The organism is Rhizobium cerradonense (assembly GCF_030182455.1).
Taxonomy (GTDB): domain Bacteria; phylum Pseudomonadota; class Alphaproteobacteria; order Rhizobiales; family Rhizobiaceae; genus Rhizobium.
Window position 1 is genome coordinate 319,576 of sequence record NZ_JAQJCK010000003.1, and the last position, 19,299, is coordinate 338,874.

The following is a 19,299-nucleotide window of genomic DNA, read 5'->3' on the forward strand; positions in this document are numbered from 1 at the left end:
GGTTTTCCCAACCGGGCCTTTTCTATTCTGCGGCGCGTGGCGATGGTGCTGTGCGCAAGCTCAGATCGTTGCCAGAAAACGCCGAATCGCGGCCGGAATATCTCCGAGGTGCAGAATCGGAGCATGTCCTTGCCCGATAGCAATCTTTGCCGTCATGCCGGGATGGCGCCGTGCCATCTCCTCTAGGCTGGCTGTCGTCAGCAGCTTGGAGTTTTCCCCGCGAATCACCATCAAGGGGATGTTCTGAAACGCCTCGAACTGTGGCCAGAGATCCGGTAGCGGCGTTTCGAAATCGAGCGACTTCATCTGGACGGCAATAGCGGGATCGAAATCCGCTACGACGTTACCATCCTTGAGCGTATAGATCGCCCGAGCCATGTCGCGCCAATCGTCATCTGTAAGTGCCGTGAAAGCGCGACCGTGATTCTCCCGCAGAATCTCGACAGCATCGTCCCAATTGGCTGGCTTCCTGTTGCGGTTCAGATAGTCGCGGATATCGACAAGCCCTTCCTTTTCAAGAACGGGACCGATGTCGTTGAGAATGACGGCCCTCAGGATATCGGGATGGCCTGCCGCCAGCAGATGCAGGACAAGACCGCCGCGCGAGGTGCCGATGAAGACGGCCTTTGGTATATTCAGCGCGGCGCAGGTTGTGAGCACGTCCTGGGCCTCGACCACGAGATTATAGTGGCTCTTGTCGTCGTCCCAGGCCGATAAACCGCGTCCACGGGCATCGAGCGTAATCACCCTGCGCGGTGCCACCGGATCCCGCGACAAAAGCAGCGCCAACTCGTGGAAATCCCGGGAGTTGCGGGTCAGACCCGGCAAACAGACGATCGGGGCCAGGTTTAAGGCCGGCGAATCGCCGCTGTAATCGCGTGCGGAAAGCCTCAGCCCGTCCGGTGCAGTGATTGTTTTGATAACAAAGCCGCTCTCATCGTCATTACGCATCGATAGCCCTCGTGGATGGCGTTTCACGAGGGATGTAACGCGATTTTGTCGTCTTGAACAATGATGCTGGCGCCGTCGCGGAGTTTAGCCGCGTCCGTAGATCAGATCGTGCTCGATATCGGTTTTCTGTCCAAGGCGGGCCTTGTAGACCTGATAATTCTCCATGACGCGCTGGACATAGTTGCGCGTTTCGGGGAAGGGGATGCGCTCGATCCAGTCGACGACATCGTCGATCGATTTGCCGCGCGGATCGCCGTAGCGGCTGATCCACTCGGGAACCTTGTTTGGCCCGGCATTGTAGGCAATGAAAGTCAGGATGTAGGAGCCGCCGAAGGTGTCGATCTGCTCGCCGAGATAATGGGCCCCAAGCGTCGCGTTGTAGCCGGCATCCTGCGTCAGCTTGTCCGCGGAATAGGCTATGCCGTGACGGCCGGCGACGGCCTTGGCCGTCTTCGGCAGAAGCTGCAGCAGACCGCGCGCATTGGCGGAGGAGACTGCTGCCGGGTTGAAGGCACTCTCCTGCCGGGCGATGGCATAGGCGAGCGCCTTGCCGGAACCGGAAATATTGGCATTGTCCGGAATGACGCCGATCGGGAAGGCGAGCGCGGCGACGTCGACGCCGCGGCCATAGGCGATCTTGCCGACCTGCAAGGAAAGCTGATGATTGCCGGAGCGCTCGGCCCGTGCCGCCAGCATGGCGATCTCGCCGGGGCTCTGCAATTGTTTCGCCAGCGCCCGGTAAAGGGCATCAGCCCGCCAGCCGTGACCTGCCGCTTCAAGATGCGCGATGGCCTGAACGGCTTCGCGGGATTGGAAGCGCTCCCGGTCCTCGGTCGTCGGCGAGGGGTAGGTGACGTTCAGCGTCCGGCGGCCCAATTTTTCGGCCGCGAGCTGGCCATAGAATGTGCTGGGATAAGAGGCGGCCTTGGCATAGAAATCCGCCGCCTTGCCCGGACCGCCGGCTTCGGCGGAGCGGCCGAGCCAATACCAGGCGCGCGACAGCGAGATCGGACCGTTCGATATCTGCAGAATTTTGCGGAAATGCGTTGCGGCCGTCGCGCCGTCCTGCAATCCGCGCAGCGCATACCAGCCGGCATGGAATTCCGCCTCGCCGACATCCTGCGCACTCTCCGCGACGCTGGCGTCGACGATGCGATAGGCGGTTTTGAATTTACCTTGATCCACCAGGCCGCGGCTGACGATGCGCTGCTCATCCCACCATTGGCTGGTATTGACGAGTACGCTGCGGTCACGCGGCATCTGCATCAGCAGATTGGCGGCATCGTCATATTTGTCCTGGCGACGCAGGTTCTCGACCTGCATGAAGAGATAGGCGGGGTCCTTGCGCCATTGCGGATCGATAGTGGCGAGCAAAGTTCCGGCATTGGCGGAACGATTGTTGATTGCCGCCCAGGTCTTGTAGAGCGATTGCGCCCTGCCGAGATCGCCGAAACGCTTGGCCTGAGCGGTGCGGCCGCGATAAAGCAAATAGTCCATGCGCGCCTTATGATCGGCCGGCGACAGGAGGCTCGAGAATTCGGCAAGGATCTTGTCTTCGAAGGACTTATCGAGCCCCTCATTGCGCCAGATCTTGCGGATGAGTTTGGCCGCTTGCGCTGACGCACCGCGCGAAACCAGCGCGCGCGACAGGATGACAGCGCCTTCCGGTGTTTCCGGCTGCGAATTGCCAAAGGCGGCAAGCACTTGGTCGGCCGGCGGGTTTTCAGCGTAAAGCGCGCGTTCGGAATTGCCACGCAGGCTGGCGAGACCCGGCCAACCGGTAAGCTCACGCGCCGCCGCGGCGATTTCGCCGGAGGGAACGCCGGGCTGGCCCGAGGTAGCGATCGCCCAGGTCAGAATGTGACGGTCGAGCGTACCCTGGCTCATGCTGTTGCGGATGGCGAGCGCCTGCATCGGGTTCTTGCTGGAGAGGGCATCGAGACCGGCTTTCAGGTCGCCGCTGACGGGTGCTATTGCAGAGCCGCGCGGGATTGATCCGGTATTCAACGGATCCGGCATGGTCATCGCCACATCGGTCGTCTCGGGGGCCGATGTCTGCTCGCCGGGAAGCTGTGAGGCAAAAGTGCTCCATGCGACCGCCACGCCCATAGCGGTCAAGATCATCACAGGTCTTTTCATCCGGCTACTCACGACAAAAAACAGGCCCCCTCCATTTGCCGAAGTTTATATTAACGAAACCTTAGCGTTGGCCCGAATTTCAATCAATTATGATATCGGAAACTGCCCTTTACCATCGAAAGCGCGCTTGTCGCCGTCAAGGCAGCGCTCTATGGTGCGCGGATTCATAACCATGGATTGCGGCTGAAGCATGAAAGCGGCGCCGCGAGGAGACTTGCATGTTCCAGGGGTCCATTCCCGCACTCGTTACGCCCTTCACTGACGCCGGTAAGGTGGATGAAGCATCCTTCGCTTCCCATGTCGATTGGCAGATCAAAGAGGGCAGCAGCGGGCTCGTTCCCGTCGGCACGACGGGTGAATCGCCGACCCTGTCACATGATGAGCACAAGCGCGTCGTCGAGCTTTGCATCGAGGTGGCTGGCAAGCGCGTCCCGGTCATGGCCGGCGCCGGCTCCAACAATACCCGCGAGGCAATCGAGCTTGCCCAGCACGCCGAGAAGGTTGGCGCGAACGCAGTTCTGGTCGTGACGCCTTACTATAATAAGCCGACGCAGAAGGGGCTCTACGCCCATTTTTCGGCCATTGCCGAAGCGGTGAAGCTGCCGATCTATATCTACAATATTCCCGGCCGCTCGGTGGTCGACATGACGCCGGAGACGATGGGCGCGCTTGTCAAGGCGCATGGCAACATCGTCGGCGTCAAGGATGCGACCGGCAAGATTGAGCGCGTCTCCGAACAGCGCATCACCTGCGGCCACGACTTCCGCCAGCTTTCCGGCGAAGATGCGACGGCGCTTGGCTTCAACGCCCATGGCGGTGTCGGTTGTATCTCGGTGACGGCTAATGTCGCGCCGCGCCTCTGTGCCGAATTCCAGGCGGCGACGCTTGCCGGCGATTATGCCAAGGCGCTGGACTATCAGGATCGATTGATGCCGCTGCATAAGGCGATTTTCCTGGAGCCGGGGCTCTGTGGCGCGAAATACGGCCTTTCCCGCCTTGGCCGGATGAGCCGCAATGTGCGCTCGCCACTGCTCTCGACACTGGAGCCCGGCACGGAAGCGGCCATCGATGCCGCCATGCGCCACGCTGGTCTCCTGAACTGACGGGTACCAACGCTCTCACGAAATCCTCTAGCAAGACCGCTCTCTTCACAAGGAGGGCGGTCTCGCTTATTTAAGGGGTGAAACCTTGGCGCGCCGGTGGCCGCTGCCGGAATTGACGCACGAAAAAGAAGAAGAACCATGGCACCCAAAGGCAGCCAACGCGTGGTGAAGAAGATTGTCGCGGAAAACCGCAAGGCGCGCTTCAACTACGAGATCATCGACACCTATGAGGCGGGGCTCGTGCTGAAAGGCACCGAGGTCAAGTCGTTGCGCGAAGGCAAGGCCAATATCGCGGAATCCTATGCCTCCGATGAGGATGGCGAGATCTGGTTGATCAATTCCTATCTGCCGGAATATCTGCAGGCGAACCGCTTCAATCACGAGCCGCGGCGCCGCCGCAAACTCTTGCTTTCCGGCCGTGAGATCGGCCGGCTGCGCTCCGCTGTCAATCGCGAAGGCATGACGCTGATCCCGCTGAAGATTTATTTCAACGATAGCGGTCGTGCCAAGCTGGAGCTGGCGCTCGCCAAGGGCAAGAAGATCCACGACAAACGCGAATCCGAGAAGGAACGCGACTGGAACCGGCAGAAGAACCGGCTTCTCAAGGATAATGGGTGAGGGTGAGGAGCGGTCGGGCAAAGCCCGAGCAATCGATCCAGTGAATCGATTGCAGCGACGAACGCCCTGAGCCAAAGCGAAGGGCCGGCCGCCGCGGCAAACGCGGAAAGCTCCACCGTCTATGAAATTCCTCGCCGACAATCAAAGCCAGCAGTCAATCGATCGCAGCGACGAACACACTGAGACGAACGCCCTGAGCCAAAGCGAAGGGCCGGCTGCGGCGGCAGACACAGACGCTCCCGCCGATCCCGGATTAATCTTCGGCCTCTGCCGCAGCAGGCGCCGGTTCGACCGGGCGCTGCGGACGCTCGGAGGGGTCGCGGCCGATTTCGGCCTTCAGCGATACAAGATCGATGAAGTGATCGGCCTGGCGGCGCAGGTCGTCGGCGATCATCGGCGGCTGGGTGGACATCGTGGAGATCACGGACACCTTGCGGCCACGGCGCTGCAATGCTTCCACCAAGGTGGTGAAATCCCCGTCACCGGAAAAGATGACCAGGTGATCGACGGTTTCCGACTGCTCCATGGCGTCGATTGCCAGCTCGATATCCATGTTGCCCTTGATCTTGCGGCGGCCCATGGAGTCGGTGAATTCCTTCGCCGGCTTGGTAATGACCTTGTAGCCGTTATAGTCCAGCCAATCGATGAGCGGGCGGATCGAGGAATATTCTTGGTCTTCGATAAGTGCCGTATAGTAATAAGCGCGAAGCAGATATCCGCGCTTCTGGAAGGCCTTCAGCAGCTTACGATAGTCGATATCAAAACCAAGGCTTTTCGACGCAGCGTAAAGATTGGCGCCGTCTATAAAAAGTGCAATTTTTTCGCGTGGGTCGAACATCGCTTACATATCCATTGTTACCAAAACGCAATTACTTTTACCCAAAATGCAGTCAAAACAATGTCTTGTATGACGCCCAAGAATAATTCGTATTACTTTATGAATTATTCATATATCCGAGATTTAGGGCACGATTTATGATATTCCAAGCAACTGTAGGTTGAATGCGCGATTTGTCTAATGAATTTTAGCCCAATGTGGAGGGATTGGCAGCCCCGAAGCAGGAAAAACTTGAATTTGCCATCGTTTGCTTGTATCGGGCGTGCTACTCCGAGACATGATGACGACATCACGACCGCAAAGGACAGGCAATGGCCCGTGTCACAGTAGAAGATTGCATTGATAAAGTAGAAAACCGGTTCGAGCTCGTGCTGCTTGCCAGCCATCGCGCTCGCCTGATTTCGCAGGGTTCCTCGATCACCATCGACCGCGACAATGACAAGAACCCGGTCGTCGCACTGCGCGAAATCGCCGACGAGACGCTGTCTCCTGATGACCTGAAGGAAGACCTGATCCACTCGCTGCAGAAGCACGTTGAAGTCGACGAGCCAGAGCCCGATCCGGCAAGCCTCCTGGCCGCTGGCGCTGTCGCTTCTGCTTCGGGCGATGAGGAAGAAGATCAGCCGGAAGCCGTTACTTTCGATCAGATGTCGGAAGAAGAGCTTCTTGCCGGTATCGAAGGCCTTGTTCCGCCAGAAAAAAGCGACGATTACTGATCGTCGAGCTTGATGCTCTAACCAAGAGCGATATGATGAAGTAATGCGTGCGCCGGTCTTATGACTGGCGCGCTTTTATTTTGCGGGAGTAGCTTGGGAATGATGCGGCAATACGAGCTTGTCGAGCGTGTGCAGAAATACAAGCCCGATGCCAATGAAGCGCTTCTCAATAAGGCCTATGTTTATGCGATGCAGAAGCACGGGCAGCAGAAGCGTGCCAGCGGCGACCCCTATATTTCCCATCCCCTCGAAGTTGCCGCCATCCTGACCGACATGCGTCTGGATGAATCGACCATCGCCGTCGCGCTCCTGCATGATACGATCGAGGATACGACCGCGACGCGTGCCGAAATCGACGAACTGTTCGGTGAGGATATTGGCCGTCTTGTCGAAGGGCTAACCAAGATCAAGAAGCTTGATCTCGTCACCAAGAAGGCGAAGCAGGCCGAGAATCTGCGTAAGCTGCTGCTCGCAATTTCCGACGATGTCCGCGTGCTCCTGGTAAAACTGGCCGACCGCCTGCACAATATGCGCACGCTCGACCACATGTCGCCGGAAAAGCGTGCCCGCATTTCCGAAGAGACGATGGATATCTATGCGCCGCTTGCCGGCCGCATGGGTATGCAGGATATGCGCGAAGAGTTGGAGGAGCTTTCGTTCCGCCATATCAATCCGGAGGCGCACGACACGGTCACCAAGCGCCTGGAGGAGCTGTCGCGGCGCAACGAAGGCTTGGTGAAAAAGATCGAGACGGAACTGCGCGACTTGCTGGTCGCCAACGGCCTCGCCAACGCCATGGTCAAGGGCCGGCAGAAGAAGCCCTATTCGGTCTTCCGCAAGATGCAGTCGAAATCGCTTTCCTTCGAGCAGCTCTCCGATGTCTATGGCTTCCGCCTGCTCGTCGATGATGTTCCCTCCTGCTATCGCGCGCTCGGCATCGTGCATACGCGCTGGCGCGTCGTGCCCGGGCGGTTCAAAGATTATATCTCCACGCCGAAGCAGAACGACTACCGTTCGCTGCACACGACTATCGTCGGCCCGTCCAGCCAGCGCATCGAGCTGCAGATTCGCACCAAGCGCATGCATGAGATCGCCGAATTCGGCATCGCTGCCCATACGCTCTATAAGGACGGCACCAACAATAATGGCGATGGTGAACTGCTATCGCGCGAAAGCAATGCCTATTCCTGGCTGCGCCACACCATCGAGGCGTTGGCCGAAGGCGACAGCCCCGAAGAATTCCTGGAGCATACCAAGCTGGAACTGTTCCAGGATCAGGTTTTCTGCTTCACGCCGAAGGGCAAGTTGATCGCCCTGCCGCGCGGCGCGACGCCGATCGATTTTGCCTATGCCGTCCACACCAATATCGGCGACACCACCGTTGGCGCCAAGATCAACGGCCGGATCATGCCGCTGGTGACGCGCCTCTCCAATGGCGATGAAGTTGAGATCATCCGCTCTGGCGTGCAGGTGCCGCCGGCTGCCTGGGAAGAGATCGTCGTGACCGGCAAGGCGCGCGCCGCCATTCGCCGCGCAACGCGCCTTGCCATCCGCAAGCAATATGCCGGCCTCGGCCACCGCATTCTGGAGCGCACCTTCGAGCGCGCCGGCAAGGTCTTTTCGCGTGAAGCTCTGAAGCCGGCGCTACACCGCCTCGGCCAGAAGGATGTCGAGGACGCGATTGCTGCTGTCGGGCGAGGGGAGATGTCATCGCTCGATGTGTTGCGGGCCGTCTATCCGGATCATCAGGATGAGCGCGTCACGATCAAGCCCGCCGGCGACGAAGGCTGGTTCAATGTCCGCAGCGCCTCCGGCATGATCTTCAAGATCCCCGGCAAGACCAAGGCCGATCTCGCCGCCAGCGTCGAAGGCGTGGATGCCCTGCCGATCCGCGGCCTGGCAGCGGATGTCGACGTGCATTTCGCTCCGACCGGTGCCGTTCCCGGTGACCGTATCGTCGGCATCATGGAAAAGGGCAAGGGCATCACCATCTATCCTATCCAGTCACCGGTCCTGCAGCGTTTCGACGACCAGCCGGAGCGATGGATCGACGTACGCTGGGATCTGGATGAGGCCAACAAGTCCCGCTTCACCGCGCGCATTCTGATCAATGCGCTGAACGAGCCGGGAACACTAGCCAAGGTCGCGCAGACGGTCGCCGACATCGACGTTAACATCCGCCTTCTCAACACGGTGCGCGTTGCCGCCGACTTTACCGAGATGGCGCTGGATGTCGAAGTCTGGGATCTGCGCCAGCTCAATCAGCTCCTGGTGCAGCTCAAGGAGCTGGATTGCATTGCCACGGTGAAGCGGCTTTACGAATAATTATCTTTCGCGATGGCTCGATTGAAAGCCGATTGCATAGTTTGTGATCATTTAATGATCATATTTGCCTAAGTTCGGCCTAAGGCATGCGCCTGACGCATGGCTGCTTCTATTTTCGAGCTGTGGTAATTAACTTTTGTCACGCCTATCTTCTGGTCATCGAAGAAACGAAACAGAGATGAGTAAGACAATGTTTGGTCCTATCAAGAAATTCGCCCGCGCCCTGCGCGTTCCGAGTGCTGAAGAACGTGAAATGGCCTATCTGAATGGCTCGCACGACCGTTTTGACCTTGAATATCGTCAGCGTCAGGTCGATCGCGGTATCTTCCGCCAGCGTTAATCGCTGACAATACTTGCAAAATGGGAAGGGGCGTACCTGTTGTTGCGCCCTTGGGGCATCCCGCCGAAAGCAGACAGGATGTTCCGCCTCAAACAAAGCTGGAGTGGCCCGTTGATGTTCCTTGAACATGTGGCGCTCTGAAGAGTACAGGCGCTGCGGCCGGATAATCGACGCAAGATACGCTTTGCCGCTCTTGTCATGACGGCCCTCCCTGCACTAGATAAGCCGCATGTTATTTCGCCGCCGAAAACCACTGACGTTGAGTGAAAAACTGCGGGAGCATCTTTGGCCCCGCAAGGGTTTCATTCGCTCGTTCCAATATTTTGGGAAACGCCTTGTGCGCCTTGCCGCGTCGCCACATTCGGTGGCCGCTGGCTTTGCCGCCGGCATTGTCGTGTCCTGGACACCGTTCATCGGCGTGCACTTCATCATGGCGATTATTATCGCCTATGTCGTCGGCGGTAACGTGATCGCGGCCGCGCTCGGCTGTCTGGCGGCCGGCAATCCCATCACCTATCCTTTCATCTGGGGCCTCACCTGGGAAATCGGCCATCTGATCCTGGCGCGCGATAGCGGCGGTCAGGGCGGTGGCGTCGATCTGCCGGCGCTGTGGCATAAGGGCGATCTGCTGCAGATTTGGGACCCGATCCTGAAGCCGATGCTGATCGGCGGCATTCCGCCGGCAATCGTCACGGGCGTCGTCGTCTATGCGTTGACCTATTATGGCGTGAAGAGCTTCAAGAGCCGCCGCAAGGCCCGGCTGATGGAGCGGGCGCGCGAACGCCTGGCCCTTGCCGAGAACGCATCGAGCGTCTGACGGAACGCGGCGCCGTAGCGGCTGGCTGGAGGGCCTTCTCATGATCATCGGGATAGGCAGCGACCTTATCGACATCCGCCGCGTGGAAAAGTCGATCGAACGCTTCGGCTCGCGGTTCACCGAACGCTGCTTCACCGATATCGAGCGCGCCAAATCCGAAGGGCGCAAGAACAAGGCTGCGTCATACGCCAAGCGCTTCGCTGCCAAGGAAGCCTGCTCCAAGGCACTTGGTACAGGTCTGGCGCAGGGCGTTTTCTGGCGCGACATGGGCGTCGTCAACCTGCCGAGCGGCAAGCCGACCATGCAGTTGACGGGCGGTGCGGCCAAAAGGCTGGCGGCGATGCTGCCGGAAAATCATCGCGCCGCCATTCATTTGACGATAACCGATGATTTCCCTCTCGCTCAGGCCTTTGTGATCATCGAAGCACTGCCGATTGCGGGCTGAATGACGACCGTGTGTCGCTTTTAATACCTGCGCCATTGCCGCCGTGGTATGAAGCGGATAGAGAGTGCCTGAAAGTGAAGTGCGCCGGTGGGGTGCGAAAAAGGAATAAGACTGCGTGTCCGAGAAAGCCGAAAAACAGCAGAATGTCCTGTGGGAAAACATCAAGGTCATCGTACAGGCTCTAGTCCTGGCCATGATCATCCGCACGGTACTATTTCAACCCTTCACCATTCCGTCCGGCTCGATGATGCCTACGCTTCTTGTTGGCGACTATATCTTCGTCAATAAGTTCGCTTACGGTTATTCGAAATATTCTCTGCCCTTCTCGCCGGATCTGTTCAGCGGCCGCATCTTGGGCAGCGAACCCAAGCGCGGCGATGTCGTGGTCTTCCGCTTCCCGCCGAATCCGGATGTCGATTACATCAAGCGCGTCATCGGCCTGCCGGGTGACCGTATTCAGGTGAAGAACGATATCCTCTACATCAACGGACAGGCTGTCCCGCGTGAGCCGCACGGAACCTTCGCCTCGGATTACAGCCAGGAGCCGGGCGACGACATCCCCGTTTACAGCGAGCGCCTGCCGGATACCGGCAAGGTCTACGACACGCTCGATCTGTCGCAGACGTCGCGTGGTGACAACACCCAGGAATATGTCGTGCCGCCGGGCAACTATTTCATGATGGGCGACAACCGCGACAATTCCGACGACAGCCGTTTCGACGTCGGTTATGTGCCGGCTGAGAATCTGATCGGCCGTGCCAGCGTTATTTTCTTCTCGCTCGGCCACGACACCTCGTTCCGCGAAATCTGGAAATGGCCGACCAACATGCGTTGGGACCGCATCTTCAAGGTTGTCGAATGACGAAGACCCAGACGCTCCCGCAGGCGGATCGTGTCAGGCTTGAAGCCGTCATAGGCCACGAATTCGCTGAGAAGGGGCGCCTCGACTGGGCTCTGACGCATGCCAGCGCCCGAACGCATAAGGCCGGCAACTATGAGCGGCTGGAATTTCTCGGCGACCGGGTTCTTGGCCTATGCATCGCCGAGCTCCTTTTTCAGACCTTTGGCACGGCGACCGAGGGCGAGCTCTCGGTGCGCCTCAACCAGCTTGTCAGCGCCGAGACCTGCGCCGAAGTCGCCGATGAGATGCAACTGCATCTCTTCATCCGCACCGGCGCCGATGTGAAGAAGTTGACCGGCAAGCGCATGCTGAACGTGCGCGCCGATGTGGTGGAAAGCCTTATTGCGGCGCTCTATCTCGATGGTGGCCTCGAAGTGGCGCGCAAATTCATCCTGCGCTACTGGGAGCGCCGCGCTGTCCGTGCGGACGGTGCCAGGCGCGATGCCAAGACGGAATTGCAGGAATGGGCGCATGCGAAATTCGGCGTCACGCCCGTTTACAGGGTTGATGACCGCAGCGGACCGGATCATGATCCCCGCTTCACGGTAACGGTGGAAGTGGCGGGAACGGCGCCCGAGACCGGGATAGAACGCTCCAAGCGCGCCGCCGAGCAGGTGGCTGCGACACGGATTTTGGAGCGCGAAGGTGTATGGCAGCCCCAGTCTCTTCAAAAATGACAATGACTGCCTAGAAATGACGGAAAAAATGACCAATCAGGAAGACCTGGCCGGCGAAGGTGCGGCTGAAAATATCGGCCCTACGCATTCGGGTTTCGTGGCCCTCATCGGCCCGACCAATGCGGGCAAGTCGACGCTCGTCAACCGGCTCGTCGGCGCCAAAGTATCGATCGTCAGCCATAAGGTGCAGACGACGCGCGCCATCGTGCGTGGCATCGCCATCCACAACAATGCGCAGATCGTCTTCATGGATACGCCCGGCATCTTCAAGCCGCGCCGGCGCCTCGATCGCGCCATGGTGACATCAGCCTGGGGCGGCGCCAAGGATGCAGATCTCATCATGCTCCTGATCGACAGCGAGCGCGGAATACGCGGCGATGCCGAAGCCATTCTCGAAGGATTGAAGGAAGTTTCCCAGCCAAAGATCCTTGTTTTGAACAAGATCGACCGCGTCCGTCGCGAGGACCTGCTGGCGCTCGCCGCCGCCGCCAACGAGAAGATCGCCTTCGAGCAGACCTTCATGATTTCGGCTGAAAACGGTTCGGGCTGCGACGATGTTATGGACTATCTGGCAAAGACCCTGCCGGAGGGTCCTTGGTATTATCCCGAAGATCAGATCTCAGACCTACCGATGCGTCAGCTCGCCGCCGAAATAACCCGCGAAAAGCTGTTCCTGCGCCTGCACCAGGAGCTTCCCTATTCCTCGCATGTCGAGACGGAAAAATGGGAAGAGCGCAAGGACGGTTCGGTCCGGATCGAGCAAGTGATCTATGTCGAGCGCGAAAGCCAGAAGAAGATCGCGCTGGGCAAATCAGGCGAGACGATCAAGGCGATCTCGACGGCCTCACGCAAGGAACTGTCCGAAATTCTCGAACAGCCGGTGCACCTTTTCCTCTTCGTCAAGGTGCGTGAGAATTGGGGCGACGATCCGGAACGCTTCCGCGAAATGGGACTAGAGTTTCCGCGCTGACGGAACAATTCCCCGTTGAGTGTCTTACCTCACGACTGCCGTCGGACAGATCGCTTCAACCGAAGCGATCTAAGAGGCGTGAATGGTCAAGACCACGACGATGCACAGGAAAAAAACGCCGTGCCAGCTCTGTCCGCTGCGGCGATTGCCGCATTTTCGCGAATTCAGTCGCGATGAGCTGAGTTTCGTCTCGGATTTCAAGAAGGGCGAGCTTGTTGTCGACGCGGGTGCGACGATCTTCCTGGAGGGTGCCCACAGCGCCCACCTCTTCACGATCCTTTCCGGCTGGGGCTTTCGCTATAAAACCCTCGAAGACGGACGCAGGCAGATCCTCAACTATGTGATGCCCGGCGACCTCATCGGCCTGCAAGGCTCGATCATGGGCGAGATGCAGCATTCGACCGAGGCTTTATCGCCGGTCTCGCTCTGTGTTTTCGAGCGTGCGGAACTGATGGCGCTCTACAACAAGCATCCGTCGCTCGCCTTCGATCTCACGTGGATTGCCGCGCGCGAAGAACGCATTTTGGACGAACACCTCTTAAGCATCGGTCGCAGGTCCGCGCTGGAAAGAGCTGCCTATCTGCTCGCCTACCTGCATCAACGGGCTAAAGCCCTGCATCTCTTCGACGGCAGCAAGGTCATTCCTATCACACAGCAGCACATCGCCGACACCCTCGGTCTCTCCATCGTTCATACAAACAAGACATTGAAAAAGCTGTCGGAACGCGGCTTGATTCGCTGGCATGAACGCGGCTGCGACGTGTTGAATGGGCAAGGACTCGCCGCGCTCGCCGAGTGGGGCGGGCTGGATGCGGGCGTGCGACCGTTCATCTGACGTGGTGGCAATGATGTGGCCGCCACATGTCTTTTTTAAATGTTCATGACGAGTGTATCAGCATAGACTACATTTTCGTCACTTTTCGACCAGTTTCACCTTTTACTAACCGCGGCGGCAAATGCGTTTGGAGCATGATGACGAGCCCATAGTCCGGCGGGACAAAAAGTGCGAAGCGGGTCAGGGCAAGGTCATGTCACATGAGATCTAGCCAATACGGATGGGGGAATGCCATCCATTCAACACGGGCCGATGATTGGCGCCGGAGGGATAGATGTGGGAATGTTTACGGGGAACGGCGCCGCTTGGCGCGGGGATGCGGGGGCGGCGCTGATATGACGGTTCAGCGCGTTCTCATTTTGGAAGACAATCTGATCATTGCCATGGAGGCGGAGGAAATCCTTCGTCTCATCGGGGTCAAGGAGGTGGAAATCGCCTCGAACCTGGAACAGGCGGTCAACGCCATTCACACCGAGAGTTATGATTTTGCGGTGCTCGACGTCAATCTGGGGGAGTCGATGAGTTTCGGCTTTGCCCGGTTGCTGAGGGAGCGCGGCGTCGCCTTCGGCTTCGTCAGCGGCTATCCCGATACGCTCGATTTTCCACCCGATTTGCGGCATGTGCCGTTGCTCAACAAGCCTTTCGATGAGGCCGCCATGTGGGCATTCGTCGACAGGCTGGCGCCGGCAGACCCATCAAGCAACCCGCTACCAAGCGGATCGTCTGACATGTGACAGCGCCCGCCGTTTGTCCTAAACTCGAATCACGACATTCTATAGGACGAACCGGCCGATGCAGTGGCAGGATCAGGCGATCATCTTGGGCGTCAAACGCCTTGGCGAGACGAGTGTCGTCGCCGAGGTGATGACGCGTGATCGCGGTCGGCACATGGGATTGGTGCGCTCCGGCCGGTCCCGCGCCATGCAGCCGGTGCTGCAGGCTGGCAATCTGGTCGAAGTGACCTGGCGGGCACGGCTGCATGAGCATCTCGGCGAGTTCCGCATGGAGCCGGTGCGATTGCGGGCGGCGAGGCTGATGGAGACGGCGACCGCCGTCTATGGCGTGCAGGCCATGGGCGCTCTGCTGCGCCTGCTGCCAGAGCGTGACCCGCATCCGCATCTCTATGATGCGCTGAATGTGATTCTCGAAAACCTGCAGAACCCCATGGATGCCGGCGAACTTTTCGTCCGCTTCGAGCTGGCGGTCCTCAATGACCTGGGTTTCGGCCTCGATCTGACGGAGTGCGCGGCGACGGGTACGCACGACGATCTTGCCTTTGTTTCGCCGAAGACCGGGCGAGCCGTCTGCCGTGCCGCAGGCCTGCCTTGGGCCGACAAGATGCTGGTGTTGCCGCCTTTCCTCGCCGCTGGCGCCGTCGAAGCAGCGGATGCCGGCAGTCTCGCTGCCGCCTTCCGCCTGACCGGCTTTTTCCTGCATCGCCATGTCTACGAACCGCGTGGCATAGAGATCGCCGCAGCGCGCGACGGCTTCGTCCAGGCGGCGTTGAAAGCGCTAAATGCGGCGTCCTTAGAAGCACAGGAGCGGCCGAGCATTGCCGCAAAAAGATAGAGCATAATCCGAAAGGATCATGCTCTAAGGCGTAATTCAGAGCTGAAAAAGCGCTTCAAACAGCCATATTCGATGCTGCCGACATGACTTCCCGTGGGGCGGGAATGCCAAACATATGGCGGCCAGCCTCTTCGACCTCCGTGAACGACCAGCGGATGACACCATCCCGATCGAGCAGGAATTCGCCGACAAGCTGGCCTTCGCCGGTGGCGATCATCCGCTTGTCATCCTCGTTGACTTCATAGCCGTCCGCCTTGTCGAGGAATTCCATCGCTGCCATCGGGTTCATGGGCTCTGGAAGCTCGCCCGGCAGATCGATGCGCATCGACATCACCGCATCCATGCTGACCTTGTGCGGCCAGTCATTCTCAGCCTCGGTAAACTGAAGATTCGGCAGGCCGAAGGCCTTGTGCGATACCCGTTCCGGGTCTGAGGCCGCCAGCAGATTGGGAAGCGGATGGTAGCGGAAGTAGAGGCGGGCGCGCTCGATCGGCGTGTTGACGACGGTCAGGCTGTCTATGCCTTTTTCCTGCAATGCATCGGTGAGCTCGGCCATGGCGGCGATCTGCCGGCGACAGAAGGGGCAATGCAGCCCGCGGAACAATCCGACAAACACCGGCTTCTGGCCGCGAAAATCGTCGATGGCGACCTTGCCCTGCCGCGTGATCGCATCCAGCACGACGTTCGGTGCGCGATCTCCAGGCTGCAATGGTCTTCCGGCGTGGTTCTCCTGCATGGTTCGTTCCTCCCTTTAAGTGCTTGAATCGATTCTCCCAATGGATCTCCGACGACCATCATGACGAGGACAATCAGTCGAGAAACGGCAATACGACGAGTGTGCCTGGATCGAGGTTGTGGCGGATGCACACATCCTGTGCCAGCGAGAAATACCGTTCCGCCTCATCCATGTCGTCATGCTCAAGGCTCAGTGTCGCCAGGCCATCATAGCACGGAAAAAGCAGTTGCGGTTCGTCAATTTCCTTCGCGACCTCAAGGGCTTCCTCGTAATACTTACGAGCTAGCTTCGGCTGCCCATGGCATTGATGGATCTGCCCGAGGACGATCAGCGGTACGGAGAGATGGTCACGCTGATCGAGTGCGCGATCGATCTCCACTGCCTTCTCCGCCGCCGGCACACCTTCGGCGGCGCAACGATCCGTGAAGGTGCAGCAGGAAACGGCGAGGTTGGCGAGAAGGCGTGCCTGGAAGCCGAGATCGCCGATCCGGGTTGCGACCTCCAGCCCGCGCCGGCAAACTTTGATGGCGTTGGCCGGATCGACAATCGTGTAGAGTACGCCGAGATTGGAATAAGCGCGGCACGCGGCACTTTGCAGATCGGCCTTTTCGGCAACGGTAAGGCTGCGCTCTACTTCCTGTACGGCATCGCGGCGACGACCGAGCCGCGCCAGTGCCGCGCCCTTGGTGTTCAGCGCCTCCGCCATCGCTCGCGCTGCCTCCCGTCCGGCCTCGGTCGTTCCGTCGATCGGTAGCGTTTGCAGCCGCTGCAGGGCCTGCGTAGCCCATTCAGCGGCAGCGGCCTGATCGCCCATGCGGAACGCCAGATGACCGCGTTCCTGCAGGAGATGCGCATGTTCGATCGGCGCATCGATCGTCGCGATCATGGCTTCGGCCTCGGCGCAATGTGCTTCCGCTTGATCGCGGCGGCCCGCCTCGAGGTGCAGCCGGCCGATCTTACGCAATATCCTCGCCGCAGCGATCCGATCGTCTCCGGTGCGATGGATCGCAAGCGCTTGCTGATAGTGATTAAAGGCGGCGTCGCGGCGACCGGCAGGGCCGCAGAGATCGGCGAGACGCTCCAGGAGCGCCAATTGTTCCGGGGCCACCTCCGGCTCGTTTGCAAAGGCGGCAAGCGCTTGGCGGTAGAGGCGCATCGCGTCGTCATTGGCGTAGGTCTTGCGCGCCAGATCGCCGGCAGCCATCAGGTAGCTGGCCCCCTTTGCCTTCTCGGTGGTCAGGCTGAAATGATGACCGAGCTGTGACAGATGCTCCGGCCGGTCGGGCGCTGAGCCATATTGGCGCTCCAGAACCCGTCCGATCCGGTGATGAAGCTCCATGCGCCGTTGCAGCAGGAGATTATGGTAGATGACGTCATGCAGCAGGGATTGGCTGAAGCGATAGGCGGGAGAAACACCGGCATCAGGCCCGCGCAATTCCTCGATGATATTTGCATCGCAGAGATAGTCCAACGCAGCATCGATGGCAGTCGGGTCGGTGGCGACGGAGCGGAGCAGGGCAGTGTCGAACTTCGGGCCGACCACCGCCGCCTCCTGCGCCAACCGTCTAATCTCCTGCGGCAGACGATCGACGCGGGCAAGCAAGAGAGCCTGCAGATTGACTGGAATATCGACATCCGTCTCTTCCGCCGCAACTTGCCAGCGTTGACCGTCATTGTGCAGCCTGCCCATATCGATCAATCCCCGCAGGATCTCTTCGATGAAGAGCGGATTGCCGCCGGCGCGATCAAGGATGCGCTTGCGCATCGCGACCGGCAGCTTGCTATGGCTCTCGCCGAAAAACGCGGCGAGCAGCTTCTGCCCGTCGGTTGCGTTGAGTGGGCCAAGACGTTGGACGGTAACGCTGACGCGATTGGAGTCCAGCGGGTCGATCTGCGATGTCGGCCGGTAGATCGCAAGCAGCATCAGCCGGCTGCGCTCCAGCCGATCCAGCATGAAGCGAAGCACTTCCAGCGAGGCCGCGTCCGCCCAATGCAGATCCTCGATGACAAGCAGTAGGGGACCTTGCGCCAGCCGCCGCTCGAACACCGTGCGGACCGCATAGAAGATCTGCCGCCGCAACTGTTCCGGCTCGATGTGCCGCAGCGCTCCACTGGGGTCACCGAGGCCGAGGACATGCAGAAAGAGCGGCGAAAGTCCCTCAACATCCTCCTGCGTGAGATCCAGCGCGCGGAAACCCGTCGCCAGCAATTGTCGCGTCCTGTCGAGATTGTCCCGCTCGCCGATGCCGTAAGCACTGCGCACGACCGCGGCAAGCGTGCCATAGGACTGTTCGCCGAGAGGGGAGCAGGTCGCCTTGCGGATGGCTAGGCCCTGAAAGCGGGCTGCATTGCCGGCGATCCCGATGAATTCATTGACCAGCCGCGACTTGCCGATGCCGGCTTCGCCGATGAGGCGGACAAGTTGCGCCGCACCGCCGCAGGCAAGGTCGAGACAGGTCAATAGCCGCGACAATTCGGTATCCCGTCCGATCATCGGGGCCCGCAGGCCGAAACTCTCTAGCCCGCGCGCCGTATGCGGTGCCTCCAAAGGTCCTGTCAGCCGATGGACAAGCACGTTGCCGCTTTTGCCGCGCAAGGCTTGGGCGCCGAGGCTGTCGAAAGCGAAGGCATGGCGGGTGAGACGATAGGTCAGCGGCCCGACGAGGATATCGTTTTCGCCGGCCATGGATTGCAGGCGTTGGGCGGTATTCACCGTGTCGCCGGTGACGGAATAGGATTTTGTGCTAACGGCGCCGAAGCCGCCGGTGACGACCGGGCCGCTGTTGATGCCGATATGCAGACGCAGCGGCACGCCGGCCCGAGGCTGCCAGCGCTCGCCGACCTGTGTTGCCCGATCGATCATGTTGAGCGCAGCATTCAGTGCCCGCATCGGATCGTCCTCATGGGCAACCGGCGCGCCGAACAGAGCCAGCAGCGCATCGCCGACGAACTTGTCGACAAAGCCGCCATAGGCCTCGACTGCCTGGGTCATCTCTTCGAACAATTCGTTCTGCAGCACCCGCATCACTTCCGGGTCGATCTGCTCGCTCAATGTCGTGAAGCCACAGAGATCGGCAAAAAGCACGGTTACCGGTCGCCGGTCGGCATCGTCCCCGGATTTTGCTGGCGGAGCCTCGATGATCTGCTTGGCTGCGGATGGGGCTTTGTCGGAAATCGCGGCGCCGCATCGGGGGCAGAAGGCAAAATCAGGCTGGCAGGGAAAGCCGCACGCAGCGCAGGAGATAGGTTGCTTTGCGCCGCATCGCGGACAGAAAGCAAAGCCGCTCTGAATATCGAAACCGCAGCCCGCACATTCCAT

General features: G+C 59.6%; 18 protein-coding genes. 13 read left to right on the top strand and 5 right to left on the bottom strand.

What is annotated here, in order from left to right:
- Window positions 1–60: 60 nt before the first annotated feature.
- Complete coding sequence (locus tag PH547_RS09160; RefSeq protein ID WP_104822501.1) at window positions 61–951, bottom strand: alpha/beta fold hydrolase; 891 nt, start codon at window positions 949–951, stop codon at window positions 61–63.
- An 84-nt stretch (window positions 952–1,035) separates the two neighbouring features.
- On the bottom strand, window positions 1,036–3,090 hold the full coding sequence (locus PH547_RS09165; protein WP_104822502.1) for a lytic transglycosylase domain-containing protein: 2,055 nt from the start codon (window positions 3,088–3,090) through the stop codon (window positions 1,036–1,038).
- A gap of 218 nt (window positions 3,091–3,308) precedes the next feature.
- On the opposite strand from PH547_RS09165, the gene dapA reads away from it, so the two are divergent.
- Complete coding sequence (gene dapA, locus PH547_RS09170; RefSeq protein ID WP_104822503.1) at window positions 3,309–4,193, top strand: 4-hydroxy-tetrahydrodipicolinate synthase; 885 nt, start codon at window positions 3,309–3,311, stop codon at window positions 4,191–4,193.
- 138 nt (window positions 4,194–4,331) lie between these two features.
- Window positions 4,332–4,811 (top strand): SsrA-binding protein SmpB, encoded by a 480-nt coding sequence (gene smpB / locus PH547_RS09175; RefSeq protein WP_028753433.1) that lies wholly within the window; start codon window positions 4,332–4,334, stop codon window positions 4,809–4,811.
- 253 nt (window positions 4,812–5,064) lie between these two features.
- On the opposite strand, the gene PH547_RS09180 is transcribed toward smpB, so the two are convergent.
- Window positions 5,065–5,649, bottom strand: a complete 585-nt coding sequence (locus tag PH547_RS09180; RefSeq protein WP_104822504.1) for a LabA-like NYN domain-containing protein — start codon at window positions 5,647–5,649, stop codon at window positions 5,065–5,067.
- A 311-nt stretch (window positions 5,650–5,960) separates the two neighbouring features.
- On the opposite strand from PH547_RS09180, the gene rpoZ reads away from it, so the two are divergent.
- From rpoZ to recO, 11 genes are all read left to right on the top strand, one after another.
- Complete coding sequence (gene rpoZ / locus PH547_RS09185; protein ID WP_104822505.1) at window positions 5,961–6,365, top strand: DNA-directed RNA polymerase subunit omega; 405 nt, start codon at window positions 5,961–5,963, stop codon at window positions 6,363–6,365.
- Between the two features lie 99 nt (window positions 6,366–6,464).
- Window positions 6,465–8,690 (top strand): RelA/SpoT family protein, encoded by a 2,226-nt coding sequence (locus PH547_RS09190; protein WP_104822506.1) that lies wholly within the window; start codon window positions 6,465–6,467, stop codon window positions 8,688–8,690.
- Window positions 8,691–8,880: 190 nt separating this feature from the next.
- Window positions 8,881–9,030, top strand: coding sequence for a DUF3563 family protein (locus PH547_RS09195; protein ID WP_104822507.1), 150 nt, complete (start codon window positions 8,881–8,883; stop codon window positions 9,028–9,030).
- A gap of 229 nt (window positions 9,031–9,259) precedes the next feature.
- Complete coding sequence (locus PH547_RS09200) at window positions 9,260–9,847, top strand: DUF2062 domain-containing protein (RefSeq protein ID WP_104822508.1); 588 nt, start codon at window positions 9,260–9,262, stop codon at window positions 9,845–9,847.
- A 40-nt stretch (window positions 9,848–9,887) separates the two neighbouring features.
- Window positions 9,888–10,292, top strand: a complete 405-nt coding sequence (gene acpS / locus PH547_RS09205; protein ID WP_104822509.1) for a holo-ACP synthase — start codon at window positions 9,888–9,890, stop codon at window positions 10,290–10,292.
- Window positions 10,293–10,407: 115 nt separating this feature from the next.
- On the top strand, window positions 10,408–11,154 hold the full coding sequence (gene lepB, locus PH547_RS09210) for a signal peptidase I (protein ID WP_104822510.1): 747 nt from the start codon (window positions 10,408–10,410) through the stop codon (window positions 11,152–11,154).
- Window positions 11,151–11,870, top strand: coding sequence for a ribonuclease III (rnc, locus tag PH547_RS09215; protein ID WP_285168126.1), 720 nt, complete (start codon window positions 11,151–11,153; stop codon window positions 11,868–11,870). The genes lepB and rnc overlap by 4 nt, the downstream gene beginning before the upstream one ends.
- A gap of 28 nt (window positions 11,871–11,898) precedes the next feature.
- Window positions 11,899–12,840, top strand: coding sequence for a GTPase Era (era, locus tag PH547_RS09220; protein ID WP_283049726.1), 942 nt, complete (start codon window positions 11,899–11,901; stop codon window positions 12,838–12,840).
- Between the two features lie 82 nt (window positions 12,841–12,922).
- Window positions 12,923–13,675, top strand: a complete 753-nt coding sequence (locus PH547_RS09225) for a Crp/Fnr family transcriptional regulator (RefSeq protein ID WP_285168127.1) — start codon at window positions 12,923–12,925, stop codon at window positions 13,673–13,675.
- 200 nt (window positions 13,676–13,875) lie between these two features.
- Window positions 13,876–14,409, top strand: a complete 534-nt coding sequence (locus PH547_RS09230) for a response regulator (RefSeq protein WP_350223732.1) — start codon at window positions 13,876–13,878, stop codon at window positions 14,407–14,409.
- Between the two features lie 58 nt (window positions 14,410–14,467).
- Entirely contained in the window at window positions 14,468–15,244 is a 777-nt protein-coding gene (recO, locus tag PH547_RS09235; protein WP_104822514.1) for a DNA repair protein RecO, read from the top strand.
- 55 nt (window positions 15,245–15,299) lie between these two features.
- Here the strand turns inward: recO and PH547_RS09240 are convergent, their stop codons facing one another.
- On the bottom strand, window positions 15,300–15,980 hold the full coding sequence (locus tag PH547_RS09240) for a peroxiredoxin-like family protein (protein WP_104822515.1): 681 nt from the start codon (window positions 15,978–15,980) through the stop codon (window positions 15,300–15,302).
- A gap of 73 nt (window positions 15,981–16,053) precedes the next feature.
- Window positions 16,054–19,299 carry an adenylate/guanylate cyclase domain-containing protein gene (locus tag PH547_RS09245; protein ID WP_104822516.1) on the bottom strand — a complete coding sequence of 1,082 codons (3,246 nt, stop codon included), beginning with the start codon at window positions 19,297–19,299 and terminating at the stop codon, window positions 16,054–16,056.

Bases quoted from the DNA above. Each gene is read 5' to 3' on its own strand.
- PH547_RS09160 (WP_104822501.1), bottom strand. From the start codon at position 951: ATGCGTAATGACGATGAGAGCGGCTTTGTTATCAAAACAATCACTGCA.
- PH547_RS09165 (WP_104822502.1), bottom strand. From the start codon at position 3,090: ATGAAAAGACCTGTGATGATCTTGACCGCTATGGGCGTGGCGGTCGCA.
- dapA (WP_104822503.1), top strand. From the start codon at position 3,309: ATGTTCCAGGGGTCCATTCCCGCACTCGTTACGCCCTTCACTGACGCC.
- smpB (WP_028753433.1), top strand. From the start codon at position 4,332: ATGGCACCCAAAGGCAGCCAACGCGTGGTGAAGAAGATTGTCGCGGAA.
- PH547_RS09180 (WP_104822504.1), bottom strand. From the start codon at position 5,649: ATGTTCGACCCACGCGAAAAAATTGCACTTTTTATAGACGGCGCCAAT.
- rpoZ (WP_104822505.1), top strand. From the start codon at position 5,961: ATGGCCCGTGTCACAGTAGAAGATTGCATTGATAAAGTAGAAAACCGG.
- PH547_RS09190 (WP_104822506.1), top strand. From the start codon at position 6,465: ATGATGCGGCAATACGAGCTTGTCGAGCGTGTGCAGAAATACAAGCCC.
- PH547_RS09195 (WP_104822507.1), top strand. From the start codon at position 8,881: ATGTTTGGTCCTATCAAGAAATTCGCCCGCGCCCTGCGCGTTCCGAGT.
- PH547_RS09200 (WP_104822508.1), top strand. From the start codon at position 9,260: ATGTTATTTCGCCGCCGAAAACCACTGACGTTGAGTGAAAAACTGCGG.
- acpS (WP_104822509.1), top strand. From the start codon at position 9,888: ATGATCATCGGGATAGGCAGCGACCTTATCGACATCCGCCGCGTGGAA.
- rnc (WP_285168126.1), top strand. From the start codon at position 11,151: ATGACGAAGACCCAGACGCTCCCGCAGGCGGATCGTGTCAGGCTTGAA.
- era (WP_283049726.1), top strand. From the start codon at position 11,899: ATGACCAATCAGGAAGACCTGGCCGGCGAAGGTGCGGCTGAAAATATC.
- PH547_RS09225 (WP_285168127.1), top strand. From the start codon at position 12,923: ATGGTCAAGACCACGACGATGCACAGGAAAAAAACGCCGTGCCAGCTC.
- PH547_RS09230 (WP_350223732.1), top strand. From the start codon at position 13,876: ATGAGATCTAGCCAATACGGATGGGGGAATGCCATCCATTCAACACGG.
- recO (WP_104822514.1), top strand. From the start codon at position 14,468: ATGCAGTGGCAGGATCAGGCGATCATCTTGGGCGTCAAACGCCTTGGC.
- PH547_RS09240 (WP_104822515.1), bottom strand. From the start codon at position 15,980: ATGCAGGAGAACCACGCCGGAAGACCATTGCAGCCTGGAGATCGCGCA.
- PH547_RS09245 (WP_104822516.1), bottom strand. From the start codon at position 19,299: ATGGAATGTGCGGGCTGCGGTTTCGATATTCAGAGCGGCTTTGCTTTC.